The sequence below is a fragment of the Amycolatopsis sp. 3B14 genome (assembly GCF_050958625.1).
In the GTDB taxonomy this organism is placed as follows: Bacteria; Actinomycetota; Actinomycetes; order Mycobacteriales; family Pseudonocardiaceae; genus Amycolatopsis_E; species Amycolatopsis_E thermoflava.
On record NZ_JBHZEN010000058.1, the window covers coordinates 23466 to 49489 of the forward strand.

The 26024-nt window shown below is 72.3% G+C and carries 31 protein-coding genes; 16 read left to right on the top strand and 15 right to left on the bottom strand.

Going from position 1 to position 26024, the window contains the following annotated elements:
- Positions 1-3 precede the first annotated feature (3 nt).
- The gene (locus tag ACCP09_RS30150) at positions 4-621 is read left to right on the top strand and encodes a TetR/AcrR family transcriptional regulator (RefSeq protein ID WP_433752033.1); all 618 of its coding nucleotides are present in this window, start codon (positions 4-6) and stop codon (positions 619-621) included.
- On the opposite strand, the gene ACCP09_RS30155 is transcribed toward ACCP09_RS30150, so the two are convergent.
- Positions 593-1351 (bottom strand): SDR family oxidoreductase, encoded by a 759-nt coding sequence (locus ACCP09_RS30155; protein ID WP_378333076.1) that lies wholly within the window; start codon positions 1349-1351, stop codon positions 593-595. The genes ACCP09_RS30150 and ACCP09_RS30155 overlap by 29 nt on opposite strands.
- Positions 1352-1451: 100 nt before the next feature.
- Here ACCP09_RS30155 and ACCP09_RS30160 point away from each other — a divergent pair, with 100 nt between their 5' ends.
- Positions 1452-2297 (top strand): helix-turn-helix transcriptional regulator, encoded by an 846-nt coding sequence (locus ACCP09_RS30160; protein ID WP_027930965.1) that lies wholly within the window; start codon positions 1452-1454, stop codon positions 2295-2297.
- Between the two features lies 1 nt (position 2298).
- Here the strand turns inward: ACCP09_RS30160 and ACCP09_RS30165 are convergent, their stop codons facing one another.
- The gene (locus ACCP09_RS30165; protein WP_433752035.1) at positions 2299-3201 is read right to left on the bottom strand and encodes an alpha/beta fold hydrolase; all 903 of its coding nucleotides are present in this window, start codon (positions 3199-3201) and stop codon (positions 2299-2301) included.
- A gap of 87 nt (positions 3202-3288) precedes the next feature.
- Here ACCP09_RS30165 and ACCP09_RS30170 point away from each other — a divergent pair, with 87 nt between their 5' ends.
- Positions 3289-3864, top strand: coding sequence for a TetR/AcrR family transcriptional regulator (locus tag ACCP09_RS30170; RefSeq protein WP_433752037.1), 576 nt, complete (start codon positions 3289-3291; stop codon positions 3862-3864).
- A gap of 22 nt (positions 3865-3886) precedes the next feature.
- On the opposite strand, the gene ACCP09_RS30175 is transcribed toward ACCP09_RS30170, so the two are convergent.
- From ACCP09_RS30175 to ACCP09_RS30190, 4 genes are read right to left on the bottom strand one after another with little or no spacing between them, the layout of a single operon-like run.
- On the bottom strand, positions 3887-5023 hold the full coding sequence (locus ACCP09_RS30175) for a sulfotransferase family protein (RefSeq protein ID WP_123682779.1): 1137 nt from the start codon (positions 5021-5023) through the stop codon (positions 3887-3889).
- A 13-nt stretch (positions 5024-5036) separates the two neighbouring features.
- Positions 5037-5813, bottom strand: a complete 777-nt coding sequence (locus ACCP09_RS30180) for an SDR family oxidoreductase (protein ID WP_433752040.1) — start codon at positions 5811-5813, stop codon at positions 5037-5039.
- Positions 5813-6979: a hypothetical protein gene (locus tag ACCP09_RS30185; RefSeq protein ID WP_433752042.1), complete on the bottom strand. Its 1167-nt coding sequence runs from the start codon at positions 6977-6979 to the stop codon at positions 5813-5815. The genes ACCP09_RS30180 and ACCP09_RS30185 overlap by 1 nt, the downstream gene beginning before the upstream one ends.
- A gap of 21 nt (positions 6980-7000) precedes the next feature.
- Entirely contained in the window at positions 7001-7480 is a 480-nt protein-coding gene (locus tag ACCP09_RS30190; protein WP_237336983.1) for a nuclear transport factor 2 family protein, read from the bottom strand.
- Positions 7481-7537: 57 nt separating this feature from the next.
- On the opposite strand from ACCP09_RS30190, the gene cysD reads away from it, so the two are divergent.
- Genes cysD through ACCP09_RS30205 form a run of 3 tightly spaced genes read left to right on the top strand, consistent with a single transcriptional unit; the run spans position 7538 to position 10763 of the window.
- Entirely contained in the window at positions 7538-8449 is a 912-nt protein-coding gene (gene cysD / locus ACCP09_RS30195; protein WP_433752044.1) for a sulfate adenylyltransferase subunit CysD, read from the top strand.
- The gene (cysC, locus tag ACCP09_RS30200; RefSeq protein ID WP_433752046.1) at positions 8449-10281 is read left to right on the top strand and encodes an adenylyl-sulfate kinase; all 1833 of its coding nucleotides are present in this window, start codon (positions 8449-8451) and stop codon (positions 10279-10281) included. Before cysD ends, cysC begins: the two co-directional genes overlap by 1 nt.
- Entirely contained in the window at positions 10278-10763 is a 486-nt protein-coding gene (locus ACCP09_RS30205; RefSeq protein ID WP_228684761.1) for a pyridoxamine 5'-phosphate oxidase family protein, read from the top strand. The genes cysC and ACCP09_RS30205 overlap by 4 nt, the downstream gene beginning before the upstream one ends.
- 3 nt (positions 10764-10766) lie before the next feature.
- On the opposite strand, the gene ACCP09_RS30210 is transcribed toward ACCP09_RS30205, so the two are convergent.
- On the bottom strand, positions 10767-11555 hold the full coding sequence (locus ACCP09_RS30210; RefSeq protein ID WP_027930955.1) for a tyrosine-protein phosphatase: 789 nt from the start codon (positions 11553-11555) through the stop codon (positions 10767-10769).
- A gap of 11 nt (positions 11556-11566) precedes the next feature.
- The gene (locus ACCP09_RS30215) at positions 11567-12253 is read right to left on the bottom strand and encodes a rhomboid-like protein (RefSeq protein ID WP_433752049.1); all 687 of its coding nucleotides are present in this window, start codon (positions 12251-12253) and stop codon (positions 11567-11569) included.
- Positions 12254-12477: 224 nt separating this feature from the next.
- Between ACCP09_RS30215 and ACCP09_RS30220 the strand changes: the two genes are divergently transcribed.
- Together ACCP09_RS30220 and ACCP09_RS30225 are read left to right on the top strand one after the other, a co-directional pair.
- Positions 12478-13491 (top strand): aminotransferase class V-fold PLP-dependent enzyme, encoded by a 1014-nt coding sequence (locus ACCP09_RS30220; protein WP_027930954.1) that lies wholly within the window; start codon positions 12478-12480, stop codon positions 13489-13491.
- 33 nt (positions 13492-13524) lie between these two features.
- Complete coding sequence (locus tag ACCP09_RS30225; protein WP_123682772.1) at positions 13525-14160, top strand: hypothetical protein; 636 nt, start codon at positions 13525-13527, stop codon at positions 14158-14160.
- Here ACCP09_RS30225 and ACCP09_RS30230 read toward each other — a convergent pair.
- Together ACCP09_RS30230 and ACCP09_RS30235 are read right to left on the bottom strand one after the other, a co-directional pair.
- Entirely contained in the window at positions 14157-14729 is a 573-nt protein-coding gene (locus ACCP09_RS30230) for a hypothetical protein (RefSeq protein WP_017981749.1), read from the bottom strand. The genes ACCP09_RS30225 and ACCP09_RS30230 overlap by 4 nt on opposite strands.
- A 70-nt stretch (positions 14730-14799) precedes the next feature.
- A complete protein-coding gene (locus ACCP09_RS30235; protein WP_433752051.1) occupies positions 14800-15732 on the bottom strand; it encodes a ferritin-like domain-containing protein in 933 nt (310 codons plus the stop codon).
- Between the two features lie 107 nt (positions 15733-15839).
- On the opposite strand from ACCP09_RS30235, the gene rimP reads away from it, so the two are divergent.
- From rimP to ACCP09_RS30270, 7 genes are all read left to right on the top strand, one after another.
- Positions 15840-16373 (top strand): ribosome maturation factor RimP, encoded by a 534-nt coding sequence (gene rimP, locus ACCP09_RS30240; RefSeq protein WP_123687033.1) that lies wholly within the window; start codon positions 15840-15842, stop codon positions 16371-16373.
- Positions 16370-17392, top strand: a complete 1023-nt coding sequence (gene nusA, locus ACCP09_RS30245) for a transcription termination factor NusA (RefSeq protein WP_027930950.1) — start codon at positions 16370-16372, stop codon at positions 17390-17392. The genes rimP and nusA overlap by 4 nt, the downstream gene beginning before the upstream one ends.
- Positions 17393-17526: 134 nt before the next feature.
- Positions 17527-17778, top strand: a complete 252-nt coding sequence (locus ACCP09_RS30250; protein WP_378333058.1) for a YlxR family protein — start codon at positions 17527-17529, stop codon at positions 17776-17778.
- Between the two features lie 89 nt (positions 17779-17867).
- Entirely contained in the window at positions 17868-20810 is a 2943-nt protein-coding gene (gene infB / locus ACCP09_RS30255) for a translation initiation factor IF-2 (protein WP_378333056.1), read from the top strand.
- A 67-nt stretch (positions 20811-20877) separates the two neighbouring features.
- Positions 20878-21171 (top strand): DUF503 domain-containing protein, encoded by a 294-nt coding sequence (locus ACCP09_RS30260; protein ID WP_017981754.1) that lies wholly within the window; start codon positions 20878-20880, stop codon positions 21169-21171.
- Positions 21172-21183: 12 nt separating this feature from the next.
- Positions 21184-21642 carry a 30S ribosome-binding factor RbfA gene (gene rbfA / locus ACCP09_RS30265; protein WP_433752055.1) on the top strand — a complete coding sequence of 153 codons (459 nt, stop codon included), beginning with the start codon at positions 21184-21186 and terminating at the stop codon, positions 21640-21642.
- A gap of 199 nt (positions 21643-21841) precedes the next feature.
- Positions 21842-22225 (top strand): hypothetical protein, encoded by a 384-nt coding sequence (locus ACCP09_RS30270; protein ID WP_433752073.1) that lies wholly within the window; start codon positions 21842-21844, stop codon positions 22223-22225.
- Here the strand turns inward: ACCP09_RS30270 and ACCP09_RS30275 are convergent.
- The gene (locus ACCP09_RS30275) at positions 22213-22761 is read right to left on the bottom strand and encodes a TetR/AcrR family transcriptional regulator (RefSeq protein ID WP_433752057.1); all 549 of its coding nucleotides are present in this window, start codon (positions 22759-22761) and stop codon (positions 22213-22215) included. The genes ACCP09_RS30270 and ACCP09_RS30275 overlap by 13 nt on opposite strands.
- Before the next feature lie 84 nt (positions 22762-22845).
- Here ACCP09_RS30275 and ACCP09_RS30280 point away from each other — a divergent pair, with 84 nt between their 5' ends.
- A complete protein-coding gene (locus ACCP09_RS30280; protein ID WP_433752059.1) occupies positions 22846-23541 on the top strand; it encodes an SDR family NAD(P)-dependent oxidoreductase in 696 nt (231 codons plus the stop codon).
- 4 nt (positions 23542-23545) lie between these two features.
- On the opposite strand, the gene ACCP09_RS30285 is transcribed toward ACCP09_RS30280, so the two are convergent.
- From ACCP09_RS30285 to ACCP09_RS30300, 4 genes are all read right to left on the bottom strand, one after another.
- Entirely contained in the window at positions 23546-24385 is an 840-nt protein-coding gene (locus ACCP09_RS30285; RefSeq protein WP_433752061.1) for a class I SAM-dependent methyltransferase, read from the bottom strand.
- A gap of 5 nt (positions 24386-24390) precedes the next feature.
- The gene (locus ACCP09_RS30290) at positions 24391-24735 is read right to left on the bottom strand and encodes a VOC family protein (RefSeq protein WP_027930942.1); all 345 of its coding nucleotides are present in this window, start codon (positions 24733-24735) and stop codon (positions 24391-24393) included.
- Position 24736: 1 nt separating this feature from the next.
- Entirely contained in the window at positions 24737-24913 is a 177-nt protein-coding gene (locus ACCP09_RS30295; protein ID WP_433752064.1) for a CopG family transcriptional regulator, read from the bottom strand.
- 72 nt (positions 24914-24985) lie between these two features.
- Positions 24986-26020 (bottom strand): TRM11 family SAM-dependent methyltransferase, encoded by a 1035-nt coding sequence (locus tag ACCP09_RS30300; protein ID WP_400983222.1) that lies wholly within the window; start codon positions 26018-26020, stop codon positions 24986-24988.
- Positions 26021-26024 lie beyond the last annotated feature (4 nt).

Genomic DNA, 26024 nt, shown 5'->3' on the forward strand with positions numbered 1-26024 from the left:
CCGGTGCCGCGGATCCGGGGCGCCAGCATCGGGGAGCACCACGAGCAGGTGTGGGCCGACCTCGCCGAGGCGATGCGGCAGCTGCTGCTCGAACGCGACTACGAGTCGATCACGCTGGGCCACCTCGCGGCCCGGGCCGGCCTGGCGCGCAACACGCTTTACAACTACGCCCGCGACAAGAGCGCGCTGGTCCTCGCGCTGGCCGAGCGGGCCGGCCTGCCCCTGCGTGAGCGGGTGGCCGGGATCGCCGCGCGCCCGGACCCGGCGGAGCAGCGGATGGGGGAGACCGTCGCGGCGGTCCTGGAGGCGGCCACGGATCAGGCGCTGTGGCTGGTGTTCCGCCCCGGTGCCGGGCCGCTGGTCGCGGACCTGCCGAAGGGCCCGGACGGCCCGTTCCACGCGGTGGTGACCGAGGTGGAAGGGGTCGTCCGGGACGGCATCGCCCGCGGCGAGTTCCGCGACGTCGGTGACGTGGCGCTCGCGGTGGAGCTGCTGTCCGGCGCCATGCGGGCGGGCGCCGAACGCGTCGCGCGCGATCCCGCCGCGCTCGAGGCCACGGTGGCGACGGCGCGGGAGATCGTCCTCACGTTCCTCACTTGCCGTGCGGGTCCGCGGCGTTGAGGGTGGCCACGACCTGGTCGTAGTCGCCGCGGGCCTCGCCGTAGCGGAGGAACTTCACGTTCTCCACCTGGATCTCCTTGGCGTCCGGCTGCGTCTCGAACAGCTTGACCACCTCGTCGGCGAAGTCGTCGAGCGGCATGGCGAACTCGCTCTCCTCCTGGCCGGGCAGCAGGGCCGTGCGCACCGACGGCGGCTCCAGCTCGACGACCTTGACGGAGGTGTCCGCCAGTTGCAGCCGCAGCGACTCGCTGAGCATGTGGATGGCGGCCTTGCTCGCGTTGTAGCTCGGTGTGGCCTTGAGCGGGGCGAACGCCAGGCCCGAGGACACGGTCACGATGGTCGCGTCGGGCTTGCTCCGGAGGTGCTCGACGAACGCGGCGATGAGCCGGATCGGGCCGAGCACGTTCGTCGTCACGGTCTCCTCGGCCGAGGACAGGAAGCCCTCCGGGTGGTGCCAGTCCTCGACGCGCATGATGCCGGACATCGCGATGATCACGTTGAGGTCGGGGTGCTTCCGGATGACCTCGTCGGCCGCGGCGCGGATGCTGCCTGCGTCGGCGGTGTCGATGCGCACGGTGTCGAACCCGTCCGCGGCGAGTGAGTCGAGCAGCTCGGTGCGGCGGCCGCCGACGATGACCGTGTTGCCCTTGGCCCGCAGCCGCCGCGCGAGGGCGAGGCCGATGCCGCTGGTGGAACCCGGGATGAAGATGGTGTTTCCGCTGATGTTCATGCTCCCGAGTCTGGCCGGGCGCGACAGGCCGGTGCAGAGATCGCTCATCGGGGGATCGGCGGTCCCTGGTTCGCCCGGTCCGGGGGCGGATACTGGGGTTATGGACCGTGTGGAGCTGGCGGCGTTCCTGCGCAGCCGCCGGGAACAGCTGCGGCCGGAGGACGTCGGGCTCCCTGCCGGGCCGCGCCGCCGCGCGCCGGGGCTGCGGCGGGAGGAGGTCGCGGCGCTGGCGGCGATGTCCACCGACTACTACACGCGGCTGGAGCAGCAGCGTGGCCCGCAGCCGAGCGAGCAGATGCTGGCCGCGCTCGCCCGGGCGCTGCGCCTGACCGGCACCGAGCGTGACTACCTGTTCCGCATCGCCGGCCGCAACGCACCCACACCGGTGGTGGCGGCGGCGCACGTGGCGCCGGCCCTGCAGCGCGTGCTGGACCGGTTGTCGGACACGCCCGCGCTGATCCTGTCGAACCTCGGCGAGGTGCTGGTGCAGAACAGCATGGCGGACGCCCTCTACGGCGACCGGTCGCACCTGACGGGCTGGGCGCGCAGCGAGATCTACCGCTGGTTCACCGATCCCGCGGAGCGCCGGATCTACCCGGAGCACGACCGGGGGCGCCAGGGCCGGGCCCTCGTGGCGGGCCTGCGGGCGGCACTCGGGTCGATGGGGCCGCAGTCCCGGGCCGGCGAGCTGGTGCGGGTGCTGACGAAGGCGAGCCCGGAGTTCGCGGAGCTGTGGGAACGGCACGAGGTGGCCAAGCGGTTCGTGGACCACAAGGTGCTCGTGCACCCCCAGCTGGGTGAGATCGAGGTGGACTGCCAGGTGCTGTTCACCGAGGACCAGTCGCAGATGCTGCTGGTGCTCACGGCGCCGCCGCGCACGGAGGCGGCGGAGAAGCTGCAGCTGCTCGGCGTGGTCGGCACCGAACGGTTCGACAGCGTTCGCTAGATCAGGCGCGCTCCGGTGACGCACGTCGTTGCTCGAGCTCGGCGAGGAACTCCAGCACCCGGGCGTTGACCTCGTCGGCCGACTCGCCCGCGATCGCGTGGGTGGCCGCCGGCCACAGCTCGACGCGGGCGTCCGGCAGCAGCTCCCGGGCGCGGGCGGCCGCGCGCCGGCCGTCGTGGATGACGCTGCGGGCCGCGATGAGTGCGAGGACGGGGACGGTCAGGCCGCGCAGTTGCGCGTCGGTGAACAGCGGGGGCGTGGGCAGCGCGATCCGGTAGGTCCGCATGCCCTCGTCGATCACCGTGGCCACCGGGTCGTCCTCGGCCACCTCGGCTCCGCCGGAGATCCAGGCCAGGAAGGCGGGGCGGGCCCAGCGCCGGATGCCGGGGACGAGCGCGAGGGTGGTGCGCACGAGCAGGGAGCCCGGGAACGTGGCGAAGGTCCGCACCGGGTCGATCAAGGTCAGCGAGGCGAGCCGGTCCGGTGCGCGCACGGCCAAGTTGGCTGCGAGCCACCCGCCGAAGGAGTAGCCGACGAGGTGGACGTCGCGCAGGCCCAGCGTGGCGAGCACGGTGTCGAGCCACGCAGCCTGGTCGTCGGCGTCGCGGATGGGCGCGGTCTGCTCGCTGCGTCCCGGCTCACCGATCAGGTCGAGCGCGTACACCGGGCCGCGCGCGGTGAACGCGGGGAGGTTGGGCTCCCACATGATCGTCGTGCCCGCCCGGCCGGGAAGCAGCACCATCGGGGCGGGACCGGGTTCCCCGAAGCGGTAGACGCGCGCAGTGCCGAACGCCGTGGCCACGTCGCGCTGTTCGGCGGGGGCGGGCAGCGCGGCGAACCCCCGGTCGTAGGCCGCGTCGTACGCGACGCGGGCCTGCGGCGACGTGAATCCGCCGAGCGTCATGGAGACCTCCCTGTTTGACGATACGATCGCATCGTAAACAGGTCCGGGACGGTTTGCAATCCGTTCGTATTGTGAAAAGGTGGCTTGGTGCCCAAGCGGGTCGATCACGAGCAGCGGCGACAGCTCATCGCCGACGCGGTCCGCAGGATCGCGGCCGACCGGGGCCTGGAAGCGGTGAGCCTCGGTGAGGTCGCGGCGGAGGTCGGCATTTCCAAGGGCCTGGTGCAGCACTACTTCCCGAGCCGGGACGACATGCTGCGCTATGCCACGCGCACGCTGCGCGACCGGGTCGGCGACCGGCTGCGGACCGCGCAGGCCGAGCTGCCCGGCCTGCGCGCCGCGCTGATCGCACTCCTGCCGCTCGACGACGAGAGCCGGACCGAGGCGCTGGTCGCGAACGCGTTCGTGGTGCGCGCGCTGAAGGACCCGGAGATCGCCGAGCGGTTCCGCCTCGGTCACGCGCAACTCCGCGACGCCATCTCCGCCATGATCACCGCCGCGCAGGCGGACGGTGACCTGCACGCCGACCTGGACCCGATCCGGGAAGCGGACCTGCTGCTGGCCCTCGTCGCCGGTCTCGGCGACGCGGTCCTGCTGGGACACCGGACGCCGGCGGAGGTGATCTCGCTCGTGGATCACCACCTCTCCCGCCTGATGCCGTGACGGGGGCAGCCGTCCTCGGCCCTCAGGCGAAGCGCTCCCGCACCTCCTCGGCCGTCAGGCCGAACTCCTCCAGCGTGTAGCGGTGCGAGGGGCGGCCGGCGCCGGTGGTGCTCTCCTCGTACACCGCCCGCATCGCCGACTCCGCGGCGGCCGTGAAGGGCAGCCCGAAGTGGTCGTAGACCGACGCGACCACCGCCAGCGGGTCGGCCACGAAGTCGGCGTAGTCGACGTCGTAGAACTGCGCCGGGTCGTGCTTGGCCCGTTCCCGCTTGAAGGTCGCCGCGCCGCGGGACCACAGCTCCAGCTGCGACCGGCCGACCACCGGGCCCTCGAACACCGTCGACCACCCCGCCGACGCCTGCTGGTTGAGACTGCACACCGACGCGATGATCGTCTCCGGCGCGCGGTGCGTCTGGATCACCAGCGCGTCCGGGTAGACCGCGAGCAGCGCGTCCAGCGCGAACAGGTGCGACGGGTTCTTCAACACCCACCGCTTGCCCCGGTCCGGCAGCCCGATCAGCTGCAGGTTGCGCCGGTGCCGCGCGTACGCGTCGGTCCAGTCCTGCGCCGCCAGCCACTCCGAGTACGTCGGCACGTGCGCCAGGCACTCGTACGACACCGACTTCGCCGACTGCCGCAGCAGCTGCCAGCACTCCTCGACCTGCTCCGCGGAGCTGTGGTGCACGCCGAGGAACTCCGGGTGCTCGACGTGGTGCTTCTCGTACCCGGCCTGGATGCCCTGGAACACCGGGTTGTCCGCCCACGTCTCGCGCGGCGGCCGCGGCTGCGGCACCTCGGCCAGCCACACCTCCAGCCCCTGGTGCGCCGGATCGGCGGTGAGCAGCCGGTGCAGCGCGGTGGTCCCGGTGCGGGGCAGTCCGGTGACGAAGATCGGCCGCTCGACCGGCACCTCGGCGTACTCCGGAAAGCGCTTCCACGCCTCCTCGCTGAGCAGCCGCGCCACCAGCGCCTGCCGCAGGAACGCGCGCTTGATCTTGTTGCCGAACGGGGTCAGCGCGGCGTCCCGCGCGTAGGACTCCAGCAACACGGCCAGGCCCTCGCGGTGCTCGTCGCCCCCGAAGTCGCTCAACCCGCAGAACCGGGTCGCGGAGGCGTGCAGGTCGTCGACCGTGCCGACGCTGTCGCGTCCGATGCTCATCGCCGAAGCCTCCTCAATGGTGGTACTCGCCGCAATTGACGTCCAGGCACTGCCCGGTGATGGCCCGCGCCATCGGCGAGGCCAGGAAGATCACGGCGTCGGCGATCTCGTCCGGTTCGGGCAGGCGGCGCAGGTCGATGGTCGAGGCGGTCTCGGCGTACACCTCGTCGCGCGTGATCCCGCGCTTCTCGGCGAGATATCCGAAGTACCACTTCAGCGAATCCGCCCAGATGTAGCCGGGCGCCACCGAGTTGACCCGGATGCCACGCGGCCCCAGCTCGGTCGCCAGGCTCTGCGCGAGCGCGAGCAGGCTCGCCTTCGCCATCTTGTACGGCCCGTACGGCTGCCGCGAATGCCGCAGCACCGCCGAGTTGATCACCACGACCGAGCCGCCCGCGGACTCCAGCGCGGGCAGGAACAACCTGGTCAGCCGCAGCGCCGCGATCGAGCTCGCCTCGAACCCCGTGCGCACCCCGTCCAGGTCCACGTCGGCCAGGTTCGTCATCGGCGGGATCGCGAACGCGTTGTGCACCAGCGCGTCCACCCGGCCGAAAGCGTCCACAGTGGCCTCGACGAGCCGCTGGGCGTCGGTCTCGCTGGTGATGTCCGTCCGCACCGAGATCGTGCGGCGGCCCAGCTGGTCGATCTCCTTGGCGACCTCCGCCAGCCGGGACTCGGTGCGCGCCGCGAGCACCACGTCCGCGCCTGCCTTCGCGCTCTCCACCGCGATCGACCGGCCCAGCCCCGGCCCGACCCCGGACACCACGACCACCTTGTCGCGCAACAACATCAGCCCAGCATCCTCGCGGCCGTGGCGGCCTGCCGGGCCGCGATCCGGGCGGACCACTCCGCGGGGGTCACCGTCGCCTGCTCGTAGTAGGCCAGCCGGTCCGGCAGCTCGGCCACCGGCACGATCTCGACCTCCGGCCCGTCGTCCGGTTTCAGGTCACGCGACAGCCGCTGCCACCGGATCTGCACGTACCCGCGGCGATGCCCGGTGCGCTCCAGCCAGTTCGCCACGCCGGGATCGCGCTCGCTGATGACGAACCGCATCTTCCCGTCCGGGTCCACCCGCGCCTGGTCCGCGGTCAGGCTCGTCTGGTGGTTGGCGTAGTCCAGCGAGATGTACCACATGCTGCCCAGCTGGATGCCCTGGTACGGCGCGTCCGCGCAGCGCGGCACGGTCACCACCATCGCCTGGTCGTCGTCGAGGTCGTAGTGCCCGACCGAGGAGAACTGGGTGCTCAGCCCGCCCGGCGTGGCGCGCGGCTCGGTCATCGTGTTGACCGGCAGGTCGAGGTAGAACCACTTCGGGAAGGCGAGGAAGGTGTTCAGCCGGGACAGCAGGATCTTGCCCGCGACGCCGTACCGCTTGGCGAGCGTGTCCCGCGACAGCGGCGGCGGAGCCGCGCCTTCGGCGCCGGCGCGGTGGATGCGCACCATCCCCGGCCGCTCGGCGGCCCAGTCGCTGAACACTTCCCGCACGATCAGCATCGCCGAGCCCGGCCCGAGCGGGAAGCGGTTGGGGCCGCTCAGCCCGGGGCCGAACCGGATCTCGAACCGGCCGTCCGCGTCGATGTCGAAGGCGCGGTCGTCGAACGCGGTGAGGCTGTCCGGCACCTCGACGGGGGAGTAGTTGCCGTTGAGCACCTGGAAACTCAGGTCGGCGGTGGTGCCGCGCCGCCCGGTGACGACGTACTCGGCGTCGTCGCGCAGGTAGGAGTGGAAGTACAGGGTGTCCGGGTTGTCCAGGCCCATCTTCGTGTACGGGCCGGTGGAGCGGACGAAGAACGGGAAGTCCTTCTCGTACGCCCAGGCCATCTGCAGCGAGGCGCGGATGCTGCCGGCGAGGTAGTCCAGACCCTCCACGAGGTCGGCCTCGCTCGCGATGTGCGGTGCCTCGGTAATGATCTTCTCGGCCTCGGCGAGTGCCTCGGCGAACGGCTGCGTGAGCACCGGCGACTCCTGGAACGTGTTCTAAGCGGACGGGACGGCCCACCGGTTCGCGGTGAGCTGGAAGCTCTTCAGGTCTGCCAGCGACAGCATCGCCTCGTAGGTGCGGACGTAACCGGTGTGCGAGATCCGCCAGACGCCGTCGGCCTCGCGCCGGTAGCGGTCGGAGTAGAAGGCGGCGCCGATGATCGCGACGTTGTGCTGGGTGGCGATCACCTGGTCCTGGAAGGCCCACGTGCCGGTGGCCGTGTCGCCGTCGACGTCGATCTCCGGCTGCGTGGCCAGGTGCACCGTGATGATCTCGGGCACCAGGCGCTCGCGCAGGAAGCCCACGATCGCGTCGCGGCCGGACAGGCGGATCGGGTCGCCGTAGGTGGGGGTGCCGTAGTCGGCGGTGGCGTCTTCGGTGAAGGTCCCGCCGATCTCGTCCCAGCGCTTCAGGTCGACGCAGCGCAGGTACGCGTGCTTGGTCCGGCGGATCGCCTCGATCGCGGCAAGGTCCATGCGCCCAGCATGCTCGCCCGGTTGACCGCTGGCAAGAACGTGTTCTAATTTTTCCGGGTGACCACGGTCTACGAGCTGTCCCACCTCGAACTGCTCGAGGCGGAGTCGGTGCACATCTTCCGCGAGGTGGCGGCCACCTTCGAGCACCCGGTGCTGCTCTTCTCCGGCGGCAAGGACTCCGTGGTCATGCTCGCGCTGGCCGCCAAGGCGTTCTGGCCCGCGCCGCTGCCGTTCCCGGTCCTGCACGTCGACACTGGCCACAACTTCGACGAGGTGATCGAGTTCCGGGACCGGGTGGTGGACCGGATGGGCCTGCGGCTGCACGTCGCCCGCGTGCAGGACGACATCGACGCCGGCCGCGTCACCGAGGACACCGGCCCGCGCGCCTCCCGCAACCGGTTGCAGACCGTCACGCTGCTGCGGGCGATCCGCGAGGGCGGGTTCGACGCGGTGTTCGGCGGCGCCCGGCGCGACGAGGAAAAGGCGCGCGCGAAGGAACGCGTCTTCAGCTTCCGCGACGAGTTCGGCCAGTGGGACCCGCGCAACCAGCGGCCGGAGCTGTGGAACCTCTACAACGGGCGGCACCGGCGCGGCGAGCACATCCGCGTGTTCCCGCTGTCGAACTGGACCGAGCTGGACATCTGGTCCTACATCGCGGCCGAGCGCATCGAACTGCCGGCGATCTACTACGCGCACCGCCGCCCGGTGGTGCAGCGCGACGGGATGTTGCTGGCGCACACCAGGTTCCTGCGCCTGCTCGACGGTGAGGAGCCGTACGAGGCGACCGTGCGGTTCCGCACCGTCGGGGACGCCACTTGCACCGGCTGCGTGGAATCCACTGCCGCGAGCCCGGCGGAAGTGGTCGCCGAGGTCGCCGCGACCCGTGCCACCGAGCGCGGCGCGACCCGTGCCGACGACCGGATTTCCGAGGCAGGCATGGAGGACCGCAAGAAGGAGGGCTACTTCTGATGCCCCAGCTCCTGCGCCTGGCCACGGCCGGGAGCGTGGACGACGGCAAGTCCACGCTCATCGGGCGGCTGCTGTTCGACTCCAAGTCGCTGTTCACCGACCAGCTCGCCGCGGTGGAGCGGGCGAGCAGGCAGCGCGGCGAGGACTACCCGAACCTCGCGCTGCTCACCGACGGCTTGCGCGCCGAACGCGAGCAGGGCATCACGATCGACGTGGCCTACCGCTACTTCGCCACGCCGCGGCGGAAGTTCGTCATCGCCGACACGCCGGGCCACATCCAGTACACGCGCAACATGGTCACCGGAGCGTCCACAGCGGACCTCGCGCTCGTCCTGGTGGACGCGCGCAAGGGCGTGCTGCAGCAGTCCCGGCGGCACGCGTTCCTGGCTTCCCTGCTGGGAATCCCGCACCTGGTGCTGTGCGTGAACAAGATGGACCTGGTGGGCTGGTCACGAGAGCGGTTCGACGAGATCCGCGAGGACTTCCGCCGGTTCGCGATGAAGCTGGACGTGACCGACCTGTCGTTCATCCCGGTGTCCGCGCTGCACGGCGACAACGTGGTGCACCGCTCGGCGTCCATGCCGTGGTACGAGGGCACGTCGCTGCTGCACCACCTGGAGGAGGTGCATGTCGCCTCCGACCGCAACCTGATCGACGCGCGGCTGCCCGTGCAGTACGTGATCCGCCAGGGCGGCCGGGACTTCCGCGGCTACGCGGGGACCGTGGCCGGCGGGGTGTTCAAGCCGGGCGACGAGGTGGTCGTGCTGCCGTCCGGGTTGTCCAGCCGGGTGGCGGCGATCTGGGGGCCGGGCGGGATTCCGGTCACCGAGGCGTTCCCGCCGCAGGCCGTGACCGTTCAGCTGACCGGGGAGCTGGACGTCGGCCGCGGTGACCTGATCTGCCGCCCGGCGAACCGGCCGCACACGGGGCAGGACCTGGACGCGATGGTGTGCTGGCTCGCCGAGGCCGGTTCGCTCACCCCCGGCGCGACGTACACGATCCGGCACACCACGGCGGAGACCACGGCGGCGGTGCAGAAGCTGGACTACCGCCTCGACGTGGACACGCTGCACCGCGACGAGACCGCGAAAGCGCTTGCGCTCAACGAGATCGGCCGGGTGCAGCTGCGCACCCGCAAGCCGTTGCTGTTCGACCCGTACCGGCGCAACCGGGCCACCGGCAGCTTCATCCTGGTCGACGACACGACCGGGAACACCGTGGCGGCGGGCATGATCACCGGCCCCGCGCTGCCCGCGTCCCGGGTGGTGTGGCACGCGGCGGCGGTGGGCCGGGAGGAACGCGCCACACGCGGGCTGACGGTGTGGCTGACCGGGCTGTCGGCGTCGGGGAAGTCGACGATCGCGGTCGAGCTGGAGCGGCGGCTGGTCGCGGCGGGCCGCCCGGCCTACCTGCTGGACGGGGACAACCTGCGGCACGGGCTGAACGCCGACCTCGGGTTCGGCGCCGCGGACCGCGCGGAGAACGTGCGGCGTGTCGGCGAGGTGGCGCGCCTGTTCGCCGACGCCGGGGTGGTGGCGGTCGCGTCGCTGATCAGCCCCTACCGGGCGGACCGGGACCGCGTGCGGGAGGTGCACGAGCGGGCCGGGCTGCCGTTCCTGGAGGTGTTCGTGGACACGCCGCTGGAGGTGTGCGAGGCCCGGGACCCGAAGGGGATGTACGCGAAGGCGCGGGCGGGGGAGATCCGCGGGTTCACCGGTGTCGACGACCCCTACGAGGCGCCGGTCTCGCCGGACCTGGTGCTGCGGCCGGACGATCCCGATCCGGCCGCGCGGATCCTGACCCTGCTGAACCGGAGTGCGCTGTGGGAGTGAACCAACGGGCCCAGATCACGATGACCGCCGCGGAGATCGCGGAGTTCGTCGCGACGAGCCGGACGGCGACGATCGCGACCCTCGGCGCGGACGGCACACCGCACCTGGTCGCGATGTGGTTCGCCGTGCTGGACGGGACGATCTGGCTGGAGACGAAGGCCAAGTCGCAGAAGGCGGTCAACCTGCGCCGCGACCCGCGCATCACGGTGCTGGTGGAGGACGGGCTGACCTACGACGCGCTGCGTGGCGTGTCGATCGAGGGGCGCGGCGTGATCAGCGAGGACCCGGACGAGATCTGGGCGGTCGGGGTCAACGTGTTCGAGCGCTACTACGGGCCGTACTCGGCGGAGCTGCGGCCCGCGGTGGAGATGATGCTGAACAAGCGGGTGGTGGTGCGGGTCGACCCGGTGCGGGTGCGGTCGTGGGACCACCGCAAGCTCGGGCTGGACCCGATGCCGCTCGGCGGGTCGACGGCGCCGTAGGCCTCAGCCGAGCAGCTTGCCGCGCAGCTCGGCCACGTCGGCCGCGTCGAAGCCGTGTGCGTCCAGCCACCCCACCACGCCTCCGAACCGCCGGTCGACCTCGCCGAGGAACAGCGACATCGTCTCCGGCTTGGGGCGGTGGTCGTCGTCGTCCGGGCGCTTGTCCAGGTCCGGCGCGTAGGTGGGGGAGGCGCGCAGCCGGTCCAGGATCGCGTGGATCCGCTCGCCGCTGGCGGCGTAGTCGGCGATCACCGCGTCCCGCCGCACCCCGGCGACCGTCAGCGCGAACGCGGTCACCACGCCGGTCCGGTCCTTGCCCGCCGCGCAGTGCACCAGTGCCGCGCCCGGCGCGCCGGCGATCGTGCGCAGCGCGCCGACGATGCTCTCCGGCCGGTCCTCCAGGTAACCCAGGTACAGCGCGGTCATCACGTCGTCGGGGAACCGCTCGATCGTCCGCTGCCGCCGCTTCAGGTACAGGGCGTCACTGATGTCGTCGGCGGTCGCGTCGGTGGTGCCGCCGCTTTCCGGCAGGACCGAGTAGTGGTGGTGCCGCACCGACTCGACGCTGGTCAGCGGCCCCGGGCCCTCCTTGGTCACCTCGGGGGTGCCGCGCAGGTCGACCACCGTCGTCAGGCCGAAGTCGTCGACCAGGACCTTGATGTCGCGTGGCGTCAGACCCTGCAGGTTGTCCGACCGCAGCAGCCGCCGCTCCGCGACCGCGCCGCCGTCCTCGGTCGGCAGGCCGCCGACGTCGCGGGCGTTGACCGCCCCCTCCAGCTCGAGCCAGTGCATGACCCCATGGTTCACCGCGCCGCCGATCCCGCCAAGGGCCGCGCGCGGTCGCCGGGTCCGGCGGGCGCGGGGAGCGTGCCGGTGACACCGCGCCGCAGCAACCACCGCCACCAGCCCAGCATGCCGATGTGCAAGGCGATCAGGTGCCCGGCGAACGTGACGATCCCGCCCAGTGTCCCGGGCCCGTCTATGAGGTAGATCACGACGATCCCGGCCTCGATCGCGGGGACGGCCCACACCCGGAACCGCCGCGCCAGCACCGGCACGAGTGCGCCGGCGGTGGCGAAGAACCCGTAGCTGACCCCGATGTCGAGCCAGCGGCTGTCGGTGGCGGGCAGCAACCCCTCGGCGAGCGCCCACATGACCGGCAGCTCGGTCGCCAGCGTCGCGAGCACGTGCCCGCTCGCGAAGACCGCGCACGTCCACCCCGCCCCGATCCGGCGCTCCAGCGGGGCGACGGCGAACGTGAAGATGATCACGTACACGAGCCAGCCGTCGTCGCCGAGCCACAGCGCGCTGCTGACCAGGCTCATCACCGGCCGGTGCCACAGGTTGTGCGCGTCGGTGCTGGCCAGCTCCAGCAGGCGCGCCGAGAGCGTCTCGCCGAGCAGGCGCTGCAGCGCGGTGGTGGCCAGCAGCACCACGAGGTACCAGAACGTGAACGGGGTGTTCACGGGGCTGGGCAGCAACCTGGTCACGTTCGCAGTTTTCCCGCACACGCTGTGAAAACACTGTGACCACCCGTCCGGGTCAGCGTGGCGGTCTGTCGAGCAGCTGCCCGGCGAGGTGCACGACCTGCTCCGGCCGCGCGAACGGGGCTGCGCGACGGCGATGCGGGTGCTGCGGCGGCGCTCCACGAACAGCGGCGGTGCCCGGCGAAAACACTGTGACCACCCGATCGGTGGTCGGTTAGCGTCCGGGCATGCGCACAGCCTTCGGAGCCGAGTTCGACGTCCCCGCCGGATACCTCAACACCCCGAGCATCGGGATCCCGCCCGCGGCGGTGGCCGACGCGGTGGCGGCGTCCGTCGAGGCCTGGCGCGCCGGCGCCCACCAGCCCGGCGACTTCGACCCGCTCGTCGCGCGGGCCCGGGAGTCCTTCGCGCGGCTCGTCGGCGTGCCCGCGGACCGGATCGCCATCGGCGCCGCCGTGTCGCAGCTGCTCGCGAGCGTCGCGGCCGGGCTGCCCGACGGCGCCCGCGTGCTGACCGCCGAGGGGGAGTTCACCAGCGCGACGTTCCCGTTCGCCGCCCGCGGCGCGCGCGTCACCGAGGTCCCGGTCGCCGAGCTGCCCGGCGCCGTCCGCGGCCACGACCTGGTGGTCGTGAGCGTCGCGCAGTCCAGGGACGGCGCGCTGGTGGACCTGGACGCCCTGCGCGCGGAATCCGAAGCCGCGGGCGTCCCGGTCGCTCTCGACGCGACCCAGGCCGCTGGCTGGCTGCCGCTGGACCTGGAGTGGGCCGACTGGGTGGTGGCCGCGGGCTACAAGTGGCTGATGTCCCCGCGCGGCTGCGCCTGGCTCGCCGTGCACCCGCGCGCCGCCGGGCGCACGGTGCCCGTCGCCGCCAACTGGTACGCGGGCGAGGACCCGTGGCAGGCCACCTACGGCATGCCGTTGCGCCTGGCCGAGGGACCGCGCCGGTTCGACGTGTCGCCGGTGTGGTTCGCGCACGCCGGCGCGGCGGTGGCGTTGCCGTACCTGGCTTCGCTGGACCTGACCGCGGTCCGCGCCCACGACGTCAAACTGGCCGACACCCTGCTGACCAGGCTCGGCCTGCCGGAACGGGGCAGCGCGATCGTGTCGCTGGACGCCGATCCGGCCGCGCTCGCCCGCGCGGGGGTCACGGCCAGCGTGCGCGCGGGCCGGGCGCGCGTCGGCTTCCACCTCTACAACACCGAGGACGACGTCGAACGGGTTGTGGACGCGTTGCGGTGAGTCACCCGGCCGAGTGAGCTACGGTGTCCCCCCGTGGTTGGTGCGCAGTTCACTCCCGGCCGCGGCGACACCGCGCCGCTGCCCCGGATCCCCGCCGAACCGCCGTCCCGGCGCGCGGGCGGCCCGCTGCTCAAGGCCGCCGGGCTGGTGGCGGTGGCGGTCGTGGCGGGACTCGTCTGGTGGCTGGTCCGCGGCGGCTCCTCCGACGAGGCCCCGCCGTCGGCCCAGTCGACTGCCAAGGAGTTCCAGTTCGTGGTCAGCGACGGCCCGGTGGCCGCGACCGACTGCGCCGCGAACTCCTACTCGCAGGTGAAGCAGTTCTTCACGCAGCACCCGTGCCAGCGGCTGTCCCGCGCCCTCTACACGACCAGCAGCGGGGCCTCCCGGGCGCTGGTGTCGGTCGCGGTCGTGACCATGTCCACCCCGGAGGACGCGCAGCAGCTGAAGAAGCTCGCCGACACCGACGGCACCGGCAACGTGAACGACCTGGTGCGCGACGGCACCGCGAAGATCCCCGGCGCACCGAAACTCGCCGACGGCGACTACCTGTCCCGCGTCACCGGCGCCTCGGTGACCATCGTGCTGTCCGCCTTCTTCGACGGGCACGCCGACGAGGCCACGCTGCAGCGCATCAGCAAGGAGGCGCTGGACCTCGCGCCGGGCGCCTAACCGGCGTTGCGCAGGTAGGCGACCAGCGAGTCGATCAGCAGGAACGGCGGCTTGCCCAGCGCGGGGATCTCCGGTGACGGCGGGAGCCGTTCGCCCGCGACGACCAGTTCCTTCGAGCTCTGCAGGAACACCGGCTGGTGCCCCTCGTCCAGGACGAACATCACCGCGGTGTGGTCGACCAGCCGGGCGATCGTCGTGCCGGTGATGCCCGGCCGCGAGCCGGTGAACCGGGCGCCGGTGCCGAGGTAGACGCCGCGGCGGCCGGGGTCGGCGTCCCGCCAGCCCTGGTCGGCGCCGGGCACCAGGCGCGGATCGCCGTGGGCGGACTGGAGCTCGCTCAGCGCCCGGCCCTGCACCTGCGGCAACGGCTCGTCGACGAGCGGCTGGGCGACCTCGTACAGCGCGTAGCGGCTGCCGCCGGGCTCGGGCGGGATCAGGAACAGGTGCAGCACGACGAACTCGCCGGGCCGCCCGTGCGGCATCCGGATCAGCTGGCGCAGCAGCAGGCCGCGCAGGCGGGCGGCGCCGTCTTCGGACAGGCCGGCCAGGGTGCGGGTCAGGGTCAGCAAAGGGGCGTCCTCGGGCGTCGAACGTGTCCGGGGAAGGTTATGTCGTCACGCGCCGTCGCGCGCCCCCCAGTCAGCCTTGGGCGGCCGAGCCGGGCAGCACGATCGCCGTCGGCTGCTCGCCCGCCGCCTCGCGCCAGCGGGTGCCGCGCCGCGCCGAGGCGAGCAGCGCCTTCAGCGCCACGTCCCGCAGTGCCGCGTCGTCGGTCTGCTCCAGCACGCCCCGCCAGGCCGTGGCCGCGTCGGCCTCCGCGGTGGCGACCACGCTCTTCGCCGACGTCGCGTCCGTGACCGGTCGCGGCGGGATGTAGGCGGGCTCGGCCACCCCCGGCTCCACGCCCACCGCGGTCAGCATCCGCACGCACGCGTCGCGGCGGTCCTGGTGCTCGGCGGTGCCCTCGGCGACCCCCGCGGTGTAGTTGCCCGGCAGGAACGCGCTGACCAGCCCGTAGATCCACAGGGCCGCGTGCTCGGCCGACAGGGCCTGCTGCACCGGCCCGACCGACTCCGGCGGGATGGCCGACGACGTCGCGGTCACCTGGCCCGGCTCGGCGCCCGGGCCCAGTTTGGTGCCGACCTGCTGCAGCCCGGCGCAGCCGCCCGCGACGGCGGCCACCAGCCCGGCCCGGTACCGCGGCAGGCCGCCGACCAGGGCCTCGGCCTGCTGACGGGCGGTGGCCAGCCGCTGCTTCAGCCCCGCCATGCCCTGCTCGGCGGGCACGACGGCGCTCGCCTGCGACTTCGGCCGGTTGAGCCGGTCCACTTCGGACTGCAGGGCCCAGGCGTGCGCGGCGCGGGCCGCCGAGTACTGGCGCGCCACGTCCGCGTCGGCGGATGCGGACGCGGCCACGGCGTCGGCCGCGGCGGCGTCGGCACGGGCCTGCTCGGCCAGCAGGGCCAGCGGATCCGGTTCGTCGGAGTAGCCGGTTGCGCACGCGGCGAGGGGCGCGGCGAGTGCCGCGAGCGCGCTCGCGCGCAGGACGTCACGACGGGTACGGGGTCTCACGTGCGCCCATCCTGCCAGGGGACCGGTGACCACGGGCGGTGACCGGGGCCAACAGGATAAGCTTGTCCCTCACCGACCGACAGCACACCAAACAGGAGAGCGCCAAGGTGCCTGGAGAACTCGCCGCCCGGCTCGAGCCGATCGTGGCCGAAGCCGTGTCCGGCGCGGGTTTCGACCTCGACGCGCTCGACGTCCAACAGGCGGGCCGCCGCAAGCTCGTCAAGGTCGTCGTCGATTCCGACGAGGGCGTGGGACTCGACGAGGTCGCCGACGTCAGCCGCGCCGTCTCGGCCGCGCTGGACGAGAACGAGCAGCTGATCGCGGGCGCCTACACGCTCGAAGTGACCTCGCCCGGCGTCGACCGCCCGCTGACCCGCCCCCGCCACTGGCGCCGCTCGCGGTTCCGCCTCGTGCGGATCACGCCGCGGGAGGGCGCCGAGTACGTCGGCCGCGTCGGGCACGCGGGCGAGGACTCGGTGCGGGTGCTGGTGGACGGTGCGGTCCGGGACGTGGCCTACGCCGACGTGGCCAAGGCCGTGATCGAGATCGAGTTCAGGCAACCACCGACCGAGGAGCTGAAGCTGCTCGACCAGGACGCCTCGGAGCACAACGCAGGCGAGCCGGAGGAGGATCCGAAGTGAACGTGGACATCGCGGCCCTGCGCGCGATCGAGCGGGACAAGGACATCCCCTTCGAAACGGTCATCGAGGCCATCGAGACCGCGCTGTTGACGGCCTACAAGCACACCGAGGGGCACCAGCCGCACGCCCGCATCGACATCGACCGCAAGACCGGCGTCGTGCGCGTCCTCGCGCACACGCTGGACGAGAACGGCGAAGTGGACGAGGAGTGGGACGACACCCCCGAGGGCTTCGGCCGCATCGCGGCGACCACCGCGCGGCAGGTCATCCTGCAGCGCCTGCGCGACGCCGAGCACGAGAAGACCTACGGCGAGTTCTCCACCCGCGAGGGCGAGATCGTCGCCGGCGTGATCCAGCGTGACGCGCGGGCCAACGCCCGCGGCATGGTGATCGTGCAGGTCGGCGACACCGAGGGGGTGATTCCCCCCGGCGAGCAGGTGGCCGGCGAGCGGTACGAGCACGGCGAGCGCATCAAGGCGTACGTGGTCACCGTGTCGCGCAGCGCCCGCGGCCCGTCGATCACGCTGTCGCGCACCCACCCGAACCTGGTGCGCAAGCTGTTCGCGCTGGAGGTCCCCGAGATCGCCGACGGCACCGTCGAGATCGCCGCGGTCGCCCGCGAGTCCGGGCACCGCACCAAGATCGCCGTCCGGTCCACCGTGCCGGGCGTCAACGCGAAGGGCGCCTGCATCGGCCCGATGGGTCAGCGGGTGCGCAACGTGATGAGCGAGCTCGGGGGTGAGAAGATCGACATCGTCGACTACTCCGAGGATCCGGCTCGCTTCGTCGGGAATGCGCTGAGCCCCGCCAAGGTTGTTTCGGTACGGGTGGTGGACGAGCGTGCGAAGACGGCCCGCGTGGTGGTGCCGGACTTCCAGCTGTCCCTGGCCATCGGCAAGGAGGGCCAGAACGCCCGCCTGGCCGCCCGGCTGACCGGGTGGCGGATCGACATCCGCAGCGACGCGGCGGCCTCCGAGGAGGACGCCACGCCCGCAGCGACAACCGGTTCGGCTGAGTGACGGGCCAGGAGTTAAACTCGACGGTGGTGCGGAGCTCGCGCTCGGGTACCGCATGCTCGGAGCACCGGGGCGACACCCCGGTGCGGACGTGCGTGGGGTGCAAGAAGCGGGCTCCCGTCGGTGAACTACTGCGAGTGGTCGCGCTGGACGGGCGGCTGGTCGCCGACACGCGTCGGCGGCTGCCGGGGCGGGGTGCCTGGTTGCACCCCGGGCCGGAGTGCCTGGCCAAGGCCGAGCGGCGGCGGGCGTTCCCCAGGGCCCTGAGGGTCCACGGGACGCTCGACGTGGCGGAGCTGCGCGAGCACCTGGGGCAGGTCACCGGGAAGCATGGACAGGGGAGCGTCCCCGGTCCGGAGGAACGAAGGAAGCAGGTCGACCCGTCATGAGTCAGCCGTGAAGCTGAAGCCATGAACGCGCGACGATAGGACGAGGTCGAGCGGGTTTTGCCGCCCGGCCTCACCAGTTGAGGAGAGCAGTGGCAGGCAAGGCCCGTGTGCACGAGCTCGCGAAGGAGCTCGGGGTTACGAGCAAGGAAGTTCTCGCCAAGCTGAAGGAGCAGGGCGAGTTCGTGAAGTCGGCGTCGTCGACCGTCGAGGCACCCGTTGCCCGGCGGCTGCGTGACGCCTTCGTCACCAAGGACAGCAAGCCCGCCGGCCGGTCCGGCGGCGCCCGGCCGGGACCGCCGGCCGGGAACGGCAACGGCGCGGCGCCCAAGCCCGGCGCGCCGCGTCAGCAGCAGCCGCAGGCGCGCCCGGTCCCGGGCGCCAAGCCCGGTCCGCGCCCCGGCCCGCAGCAGCAGGCCCCGGCGCCCCAGGCCCCGGCGCCTCAGGCCTCCGCGCCGCAGGCCCCCGCGCCCCAGGCGCCGGCCCCGCAGCAGCAGCGTCCGGCCCAGCAGCCGGCTCCGCAGCAGCAGGCCCCGGCCGCGAAGGCGCAGCCCCAGGCACCCAAGCCCCCGGCGCCGCGTCCCGGCGCGGGTGGCTCCGGCCAGTCCGGCTCGGTGGTGCCGCCCAAGCCGCAGGGCCCCAAGCCCGGACCGAAGCCCGGTCCGCGCGCCCCGCGGCCCGGCAACAACCCGTTCGGTGTCGGCCAGGGCGCTCCGGCGCCGCGTCCGCCGGCACGTCCCGGCGGCCAGGGCGGCGAGCGCCCGGCCGAGCGGTCCGGCGGCGGCGACCGTCCGGCTCCGCGTCCCGGTGGCGGCGCCCGCCCGAACCCGGGCAACATGCCGCCGCGCCCGAACCCGGGCATGATGCCCGGCCGAGTGCAGCGGCCCGGCGGCGGTCCCGGCGGCGCGGGCCGTGGTGGTCCCGGTGGCGGCCGCGGTGGCGCGGGCGCGGGCCGTGGCGGACCCGGTGGTCCCCGTGGCGGCGGCGCTCCGCGTGGCGGTCCCGGCGGCGGTGGCGGCGGTTTCCGCCCCGGTGGTGGCGGTGGCGCCCCCGCCGGCGGTGGTTTCCGCGGTGGCGGCGGCGGTCGTGGCGGCGGCGGTGGCCGCGGCGGCACGGCCGGTGCCTTCGGCCGTCCGGGTGGACCCTCGCGCAAGGGCCGCAAGTCGAAGCGGCAGAAGCGCCAGGAGTACATGGAGAACATGCAGGCGCCGTCGGTCGGTGGCATCCGGCTGCCCAAGGGCAGTGGCGAGACCATCCGGCTGCCGCGCGGCGCCTCGCTGACCGACTTCGCGGAGAAGATCGACGCGAACCCGGCCTCGCTCGTGCAGGTGCTGTTCCACCTGGGTGAGATGGTCACCGCGACGCAGTCCGTCTCGGACGAGGTGCTGGAGCTCCTCGGCTCGGAGATGAACTACAACGTCCAGGTCGTCTCCCCCGAGGAGGAGGACCGGGAGCTGCTGGAGACCTTCGACATCACCTACGGTGAGGACGAGGGCGGCGAGGAGGACCTGCAGGTCCGCCCGCCGGTGGTGACCGTCATGGGTCACGTCGACCACGGTAAGACGCGCCTGCTCGACACCATCCGCAAGACGCGGGTGCACGAGCGGGAGGCCGGCGGCATCACCCAGCACATCGGCGCCTACCAGGTCGAGACCGAGCTCGAGGGCAACCCGCGCCTGATCACCTTCATCGACACCCCGGGTCACGAGGCGTTCACCGCCATGCGTGCCCGTGGTGCGAACTCCACCGACATCGCGGTGATCGTGGTCGCCGCGGACGACGGCGTCATGCCGCAGACGGTGGAGGCGATCAACCACGCCCAGGCGGCCAAGGCGCCGATCGTGGTCGCGGTCAACAAGATCGACAAGGAAGGCGCGAACCCGGACAAGATCCGCCAGCAGCTCACCGAGTACAACCTCGTGGCGGAGGAGTACGGCGGCGACACCATGTTCGTCGACATCTCCGCCCGCGAGAACATCAACATCGACGGGCTGCTCGAGGCGATCCTGCTGACCGCGGACGCCACCCTGGACCTCCGGGCCAACCCGGACATGCCGGCCCAGGGTGTCGCGATCGAGGCGCACCTCGACCGCGGCCGCGGCCCGGTGGCCACCGTGCTGGTCCAGCGCGGCACCCTGCGGGTCGGCGACTCGGTCGTCGCCGGCGACGCGTACGGCCGCGTGCGGCGGATGGTCGACGAGTACAACGAGGACGTCACCGAGGCGCTGCCCTCGCGTCCGGTCCAGGTCATCGGCTTCACGTCGGTGCCTGGCGCGGGCGACACGTTCCTCGTCGTCGAGGAGGACCGGGTGGCCCGGCAGATCGCCGAGCGCCGCCAGGCCCGCATCCGCAACGCGCAGAACGCCGCCAAGCGCAAGCGCGTCAGCCTGGAGGACCTGGACTCCGCGCTGAAGGAGACCAACAGCCTCAACCTGATCATCAAGGGTGACAACTCCGGTACGGTCGAGGCTCTGGAAGCGTCGCTCATGCAGCTGGACGTCGGCGACGAGGTCGAGCTGAACGTGGTCCACCGCGGCGTCGGTGGTGTCACCGAGAGCGACATCGACCTGGCGACGGCCTCCGACGCGATCGTCCTGGGCTTCAACGTGCGGGCCGAGGGCAAGGCGACCGAGCGGGCCAACCGCGAGGGCGTCGACGTCCGGTACTACACGGTGATCTACCAGGCGATCGACGAGATCGAGCAGGCCCTCAAGGGCATGCTCAAGCCGGAGTACGAAGAGGTCGAGCTGGGCCGCGCCGAGGTCCGGGAGGTCTTCAAGTCCTCCAAGTTCGGCACCATCGCCGGTTGCCTCGTGCAGTCCGGGGAGATCCGCCGCAACGCGAAGGCGCGTCTCCTGCGGGACAACGTGGTCGTCGCCGAGAACCTGCCGGTCAGCTCGCTGCGGCGGTTCAAGGACGACGTGGTCGAGGTCCGCGAGGGCTACGAGTGCGGTCTGACGCTCGGGTCCTACAGCGACATCAAGGTCGACGACGTCATCGAGACCTACGAGCAGCGCGAGAAGCCGCGCGTCTGAGTCGGGTAGTGGTTCGCGGGGCCGGTCTGGTGACCGGCCCCGCGTCCTCACCTGGGACAGGGAACCGATGTACGTAGGTGCGCTCGAGCTCGACGTCCTGTTCGGTGACGTCCATTCGCTGAAGCAGAAGCGGTCGCTGGTGCGGCCGCTGATCGCCGAGGTCCGCCGCAGGTTCGAGGTGTCGGTCGCCGAGGCAGGGCACCTCGACCTGCACCGCAGAGCCCTGATCGGGGTGGCGGTGGTGGCGGCCGACGGTGCACATGTTCGTGACGTGCTCGACGGCTGTGAGCGGCTGGTGGCGCAGCGCCCCGAGTTGGAGCTGCTCTCCGCCCACCGCCGCTTCGTCGGGCCAGAAGACTAAGGGGAGTGCGTGATGGCCGATCCGGCTCGCGCCCGCAGGCTGTCCAAACGGATTTCGCAGATCGTGGCGTCGGCGATCGAGCACGAGATCAAGGACCCGCGGTTGAAGAACGTGACGATCACCGACGCGAAGATCACCGCGGACCTGCACGACGCGACCGTGTACTACACGGTGCTGGGGGAGAACCTCGAGTCGAAGCCGGACTTCCCGGGCGCGGCCGCCGCGCTGGAGTCGGCGCGGGGCGTGCTGCGCAGCCGCGTCGGGCAGGGCACCGGGGTGCGGTTCACGCCGACGCTGACGTTCGTCGCGGACACCATCCCGGACGAGGCCCGGCACATCGAGGACCTGCTGGCGAAGGCGCGCGAGGCCGACGCCGAACTGGCCCGGCGCGCGGCCGCCGCGCAGCACGCCGGCGACCCGGACCCGTACAAGCAGCCCCGCGAAGCCGACGAGGACGACTCCGACGAGTAATCGCGTGGGTTGTCGCGGAGTTGCCGCGTCCCGTGAGGCCGACGAGAAGTAGCCGCGCTCGCTCTCGGCTCGCGGTGCTTTGGCTTGCCGGTGCGTCGCGATGGCGACTGGGATGGTCCCGCCCGCTCTTGACCGGCGGTGCTTGGATTGCCGCAGCACTGCCGCTGCGACGCGATCTGAGGGGGTCCGCGTGAGGTCGATGGGATGGCTGTACCCGTTCCGCTCCCGGCCCTGGTCCGAGATCGCCGCGGAGTTCCAGCGGCTCGCCGCCGCGCGGCCGGTCTACCGGCCCATGTCCGAGGTAGTGGACAGCGTGCTCGCCGCGAACACCGTCCTGCTCGGCACGACGTCGCTGGGTGACCTGATCGTCGTCGACCGGCCGGCGCCGCGGGCGCCGTGGGGTGCGGTCGTGGTGTCCGGGCCGTGGTCGCGGCGCTCCGCCGTCGCGCCCGGCCGGGTGCGCGTCGAGCACGTGGGCGCCGACGGTGAGGCGGACGAGCGCCCCGTCGACGAGGCCGTGCCGCTGTTCTGGTGTTTCGTGACCCGCAAGTTCGGCGTGATGCCCGCCGCTCAGGTGTCCTGAGGCCGGATCCCGTCCAGCAGGAACGCCAAATGGCGGCGCCAGTCGCCGAGCGGCGCCGCCTGCGTGGTGGCGGCGATGGCGAAAGCCAGGTCGTCGAGCCCGAAGTCCGGCCGCAGCACCCCGGCGTCGTGGGCGCGTGCCAGCACCTTCTCGCACACCTCACCGACGCGTTCCCGGGCGGCTCGCAGCCCCGGTGCGTCGAGTAGCGCGCTCGTGCAGAGTTCGGTCATGCCGCGGTCGATCGTCTGCAGCTCGCAGGTCCGCACTATCAGCTCGACCAGCCCGTCCCACGGGTCGTCCGCCTTCAGCGCCTGCTCGGCCTCGCCGGCCAAGCGGTCGAGCAGGCCGCCGAACGCCGCCTCCACCAGGTCCATCCGCGTGGGAAACCGGTTGTAGAGCGTCCCGATCGCGACCCCGGCCCGCCGGGCGATCTCCTCCAGCGGCGCGTCCAGGCCCTTCTCGCCGAACACCTCGCGCGCGGCCGCGACCAGCAGCTCGCGGTTGCGCTGGGCGTCACGGCGGAGGGGGCGGGTCACGCGTTCAGTATAAGAAACTTGAGGGCAGCCTCAATTTGAGCTACAACTTGAGGGGTATCTCAACTTTTCTGGAGGCGAATCGACATGAAGACACTCGCGATCTTCGGCGCCGGGCCGGGCATGGGACGGGCGACTGCCCGCCGGTTCGGCAAGGAGGGCTACCAGGTCGCGCTGGTGGCGCGCCGTGCGGACCGGCTCTCGTCCTTTGTGGCGGAGCTGACCGCGGAAGGCGTTGCGGCGCGGGCGTTCCCGGCGGACCTCAACGACATCGACGAGCACCCCCGGCTGCTGGCGGACATCGGGCCGGTGGACGTCGCGGTGATCAACGGCTCCCTGGACCTGGCGCGGCTGAAGCCGGTGCGCGACCTCGATGTGGAGACCCTGCGGGCGGTGTTCGAGACCGTGGTCCTGGCGCCGGTGTCGCTGACGCGGCTGATGCTGCCGGGGATGCTGGAGCGCGGCTCGGGTGCGCTGCTCTACGGGTTCGGCTCGTCGGCGAAGAACCCCGAGCCGATGCTGGCCGGCGGCGGGGCGGCACAGGCCTCGCTGCGCAACTACGTGCTCGCGCTGCGCGCCGACCTGGCCGGCACGGGCGTCACCGCGGCCGGGATCACCATCGGTGCGCTCATCCGGGACAGCGACGCGGAAAAACTGTTCGACACCTCGGCCGGCGCCCGCCGTGGCTTCGACCCGGAGCGCGTCGACCCGGCCGACCTCGCCGAGATGCTGTGGGGCATGGCCGCCACGGGGGAGCCGGCCGAGCAGGTGGTCGGGGCCTGATCGTTCAGGTGGTCGCCACCAGGAAGTCCTCGCCGCTCGACGGCCGCAGCCCGTCGGGCCGCCCGGCGAAGTACCGGTCGGCGAGCGCGCTCCCCGGCACGTGTCGCACGTGGGCGAAGCCCGCCTCGCGCGCCAGTGTCAGCATCTCCGCCGGGGTGTAGAAGCTGACGAACGGAGTGCCGGAGTTCCGCGCGCCGCGGGTGCTCGCCTGGAGACCGGGCCGGTCCGCGTGGTCGAGGAGTTCGACCGGCAGCAGGAAGGTCATGGCGAGGGTGGATCCCGGGGCGAGCCCGGCGATCTGGCGCAGTGTGGCGGCGGTGGTCTCCTTCGCGAGGTACATGGAGACGCCGGTCGAGGCGACGACGGCGGGCCTGCCCGGATCGAAGCCGGCCGCGACCAGTCGGTCCAACCAGGACTGACCGGCTTCGAAGTCGACCGGCACCAGCCGGAGCCAGTCCGGCACCGGGTAGCCGAGTTCGGCCAGCCGCCGCCGTTTCCAGGCCTGCGTGCCGGGCTGGTCGATCTCGAACACCCGGAGCCGGCCGCCGAGTTCGGGCCGGCGCTGGGCGAAGGAGTCCAGCCCGGCCCCGAGGACGACGTACTGGCCGGCGCCGCGTCCGGCTTCGTCGAGGACCAGGTCTTCGACGAACCGGGCGCGAGCCACGACGCCGGCCCGGAAACTCCGGGTGGCGTCCGGGTCCATGTCCGGGCGCCGCCGCCAGTCGTCGCCCGGCGCGGCGAGCCGCAGGCCGATGTCGTCGCGGAACACCGGTGGCGCGGCGTCGACGTCGAGGTGCATCGCGCGCCACAGCGCCACCCGGACGGCGGTGTGGTCCGGTTCCACCGGCGTCACTTCCCGGCCGGGGCCTGCAGCGACCAGAGCCGCCCGTCCGGGTCGCGCACGGTCGCTTCCCGCGTGCCGTAGTGGGTGTCCTCGAACGGGGTGACGATCTCGACGCCAGGGCCGGGCTCGAACGCGTCCGCGTCGGGAACCGCCAGCACGATCCGGGTCTGCGGCGTGCGGTCCTCGGGCACCTCGGCGATGAAGACGTACGGGCCGTCGCCGTTGCGGAGCCGGCCCGAGTTGTGGTCGGTCTCGAAGTCGAGCGTGAACCCCAGGGACTGGAAGAACTTCGCGGCCCTGCCCCAGTTGCGGGTTTCCAGGAACACCGCCTCGATCCCGTCGGTGGCCATGTCAGCTCCCCTTCCGCGCGTTCGGCTGTCCGTCGGATGGGCCGGCGAGGTAGGCCCGCAACGCGTCGGCGACCAGCGCCGACAGCGACGATCCCGACTCGATGGCACGGTGCTTGACCTGCTTGATCAGGTCGACCGGCAGGTAGACGTTGAACTGCTTGACTTCCTCGTCGCCCACGAGCCGAGGCTAGCATGCTAGCAAGCTAGAGAGAAGGCTCCGCTGTGCCGGAAGTGTGGTGTCAGGCCGGGATCAGGCGGGTTTGCGGGCGACGATCAGGTCCCGCAGGATCGCCTGGTCCACCCGGTGCTCGAACCCCTCCCACGGCCCGCCGGAGCGGACTTCCAGGCCGGCCCGGCCGAGGATCCCGGCGATCTCGTCGCGCTTGGCGACGTGCGTGTTCCAGCTCAGGCCCAGCGCGCCGCCCGGCTTGAGCACGCGCGCCCACACCGGCACGGCGGCCGCCAGCAGGTCCCGCGGGCTCCGCGCGAGCTCGTCGGGCTGGTGGCTGCCGTGCTGGACGCCGTAGGGCGCGTCGGCGACCACGACGTCCGCCGAGCCTGCCTTGAGCAGCTCGTCGGTGGTGAGGGTGTCGGCGTTGAAGAACGTGACGTGGCGCGCGTCGCCGGCCTTCCAGCGTTCCTTGTCCAGCGCGTAGGAGATCTCCAGGCGCTGCCCGAGGCGGTGCTTGTGCCGCCGCAGCGGACCCGAGTCGGCGTTGTGCTTGACGCGCTTCTGCCGCAGCCAGGTCTTGATGAACCGTTCGTAGGCCTCGAAATCCCGCTTGTCGACGTCCAGACCGGTCGCGTCCAGGCCGTACATCATCGCCTGGTTGAGCGTGGTTCCGCGGCCGCACAACGGGTCCACCACGTGCAGCGGCCGGTCCAGGAACTCGGTGGGCCGGGACCGGGACAGCAGTGTGACGTTGAGCAGCAGTTTGGTGAACAGCTCGTTGGTCTTGCCCGGGTACTTCTGGATCGTCAGCAGGTCGGAGTCGAGCTTGTCCAGCGGCGTGATCTCCAGCGGGCGCAACAGATCGCCGCTGAACTCGAACAGCGCGTACAGCGACGAGAGGTTCGACAGCAGCCGGAGGTCCTCTTCGGACAGTGGCTCCGCGGTGGTGAACGTGACGTAGGTGACGCCGCCGATCCGGCGCTCGCCGATGTCGGCCGGCGGCGTGCGCAGTGCCTCGCCGAACACGGTCAGTTCGGCGCGCAGCAGACCGGCGGAGGCGTCCGCGTAGACGCGGTTGGCGCCGGGGTAGAGGAGGATCCCGTAGTCGAACATCGGG

Coding starts and splice junctions, on each gene's coding strand:
- ACCP09_RS30155 (WP_378333076.1), bottom strand. CDS start 1,351: ATGAACATCAGCGGAAACACCATCTTCATCCCGGGTTCCACCAGCGGC.
- ACCP09_RS30260 (WP_017981754.1), top strand. CDS start 20,878: ATGTACGTAGGTGCGCTCGAGCTCGACGTCCTGTTCGGTGACGTCCAT.
- rbfA (WP_433752055.1), top strand. CDS start 21,184: ATGGCCGATCCGGCTCGCGCCCGCAGGCTGTCCAAACGGATTTCGCAG.
- ACCP09_RS30160 (WP_027930965.1), top strand. CDS start 1,452: ATGGACCGTGTGGAGCTGGCGGCGTTCCTGCGCAGCCGCCGGGAACAG.
- ACCP09_RS30300 (WP_400983222.1), bottom strand. CDS start 26,020: ATGTTCGACTACGGGATCCTCCTCTACCCCGGCGCCAACCGCGTCTAC.
- ACCP09_RS30280 (WP_433752059.1), top strand. CDS start 22,846: ATGAAGACACTCGCGATCTTCGGCGCCGGGCCGGGCATGGGACGGGCG.
- ACCP09_RS30290 (WP_027930942.1), bottom strand. CDS start 24,735: ATGGCCACCGACGGGATCGAGGCGGTGTTCCTGGAAACCCGCAACTGG.
- ACCP09_RS30270 (WP_433752073.1), top strand. CDS start 21,842: ATGGGATGGCTGTACCCGTTCCGCTCCCGGCCCTGGTCCGAGATCGCC.
- cysC (WP_433752046.1), top strand. CDS start 8,449: ATGCCCCAGCTCCTGCGCCTGGCCACGGCCGGGAGCGTGGACGACGGC.
- ACCP09_RS30190 (WP_237336983.1), bottom strand. CDS start 7,480: ATGGACCTTGCCGCGATCGAGGCGATCCGCCGGACCAAGCACGCGTAC.
- ACCP09_RS30175 (WP_123682779.1), bottom strand. CDS start 5,023: ATGAGCATCGGACGCGACAGCGTCGGCACGGTCGACGACCTGCACGCC.
- ACCP09_RS30180 (WP_433752040.1), bottom strand. CDS start 5,813: ATGTTGTTGCGCGACAAGGTGGTCGTGGTGTCCGGGGTCGGGCCGGGG.
- ACCP09_RS30210 (WP_027930955.1), bottom strand. CDS start 11,555: ATGCACTGGCTCGAGCTGGAGGGGGCGGTCAACGCCCGCGACGTCGGC.
- ACCP09_RS30165 (WP_433752035.1), bottom strand. CDS start 3,201: ATGACGCTCGGCGGATTCACGTCGCCGCAGGCCCGCGTCGCGTACGAC.
- ACCP09_RS30220 (WP_027930954.1), top strand. CDS start 12,478: ATGCGCACAGCCTTCGGAGCCGAGTTCGACGTCCCCGCCGGATACCTC.